This is a genomic window from Lactobacillus huangpiensis (assembly GCF_019972815.1).
Taxonomy (GTDB): Bacteria; Bacillota; Bacilli; order Lactobacillales; family Lactobacillaceae; genus Lactobacillus; species Lactobacillus huangpiensis.
Genome location: NZ_BPPA01000012.1, coordinates 1 through 1,759, shown reverse-complemented (window position 1 = coordinate 1,759; position 1,759 = coordinate 1). Strand labels below are relative to the sequence as shown.

At 37.6% G+C, this 1,759-nt stretch carries 1 protein-coding gene; it reads right to left on the bottom strand.

Annotated features, from left to right (window positions below; all coding sequences use genetic code 11):
- Positions 1 to 1,759 (bottom strand): SLAP domain-containing protein (locus LDM90_RS08410; RefSeq protein WP_223898848.1); only part of this gene is annotated, 1,759 nt, incomplete at both ends.

Sequence of the window (1,759 nt, the reverse complement as noted above, 5' to 3'; positions counted from 1 at the left end):
TTAACAAATTTGCTTGTTGTCATAGTGTAGTACTTCTTACCTTTAATCTTTACTGGATTACCGTAAGTCTTAATTGATTTACGTTTCTTCAGTACTTTCTTACCAAGGCGATTACCATATTTACTGTATACATAGGCATTATGCTTCAATTTCAGTTTCTTGGCATCGATATTTCCTGCAGCTATATACAAGCCATTTTCAAGTGCATAATATACTCTCTTATTTATAACTTTTTGAGTTGAAACATCAATCGTGGAACCAGCATTTATTACCAAGCCGTTTGCACGAACACCATTTTGATCATAAAGATAAGCATTATGCATTACCTTCTTATTAATAATGATATGAGATTGATCTCCAGCTACCACTCCGGCAGTTGTTTGTCTCAATGTTACATCTTGACTTGCAATATTTGCTGCTTTTACATAACGATTCTTGGCAATGATAAAGTACTTCTTACCGCGAATCTTAACGCTACTGCCGTAAGTGGTAATAACTTCGCCTGACTTTAGTTTGCCTGCTTTCTTTACCCGTTGACCATATTGGTTGTAAACATAAGCATTGTGCTTCAGTTTTTGAGCTGTACTCTTAACATTGCCAATTGCAACATAGTACTTCTTATTATTAGCACCCTTGTCAACTAATACATAATATTGGTCACCGTTAATTGTTTCAATGCCGTAAGTATCAAGAACTGAACCGGTTCCTAATGTAATGCCGTTTGCACGTTGACCTTTACTATTGTAAAGATAAGCATTATGCATCAAAACTACTTTTTCAGATTTTGTTTGTTCTGGCTCTTTATTATTATCAGGCTTGTTATTTGGTACTGGCGCTGGCGTTACCGGCGTTAACTGACCGCCTCCTCCGTTTATAACATTCTCAGTAGTATTATTTATATTGCTTTCTGTCGCATCACGATATATCTGGGCTATCCCATCATCACGTTTTTGCGTTATCAGCTCACTAACTGCTGCACTCTCTTTTATGCGGTTAGAAAAATCATCATAATCTTTCTGGATTTGTTGCTTTATCTGTCCCTTTACTGCATCACTGTAGTCGGAGTTGCCATCAACACGCTTATTTGCAGCTGCCTTGGCATCTGTTAAAGCTCCCTGAGCAATCTCTTTTTCACCATTAAGTTCAGTCGCTAAGTCTTTTGGCTTTTCATTAAGCTTTGCCTGTGCATCTTTAAAGGCTGCAATTATAGAACTGGTATCTGTATCTTTACCAAATTTGTCTTGTACGGCCTTAATTGCAGATTCTCGAGCCTGAGCAAGTCTTTCTCTTAGAACTTCTGGATCTTGTTCGATTACATTATTGCCTTCTGGACTGTCAGCAATCGACTCATTAATAATCTTGTTAACTGCAGTTTCACGGGCTTTATCCACACCTGCTGTATCTTGAGCTTGATCAATAGTCCCTTTAGCATCAACAGCCTCATGAACATCTTCTTCAATCTGATTCCTTAAAGCATTCTTTTCTGCTTCAGTATAGTCATTTCCGTTCTTATGCTTTAAGCCGTTAACTCTATTCTTTGCATTGGCTCCAGTGTCCTTAACTTCGCCTTTAGCCAATTCCCTTTCGGCTGCTAGTTCGTTTGCTTTAACTTCTTCTACTGTTGTACCAGTGATGTTTTTATGTGTATCAAATGCATTGTCAACTTCTGTTGTCACAGCATCTTTGCCAAATTCATTCTTGAGTCTTGCTACTGCTTCATCATGCTTTTTACTGAATTCAGTCTTAGCATCACTTATTA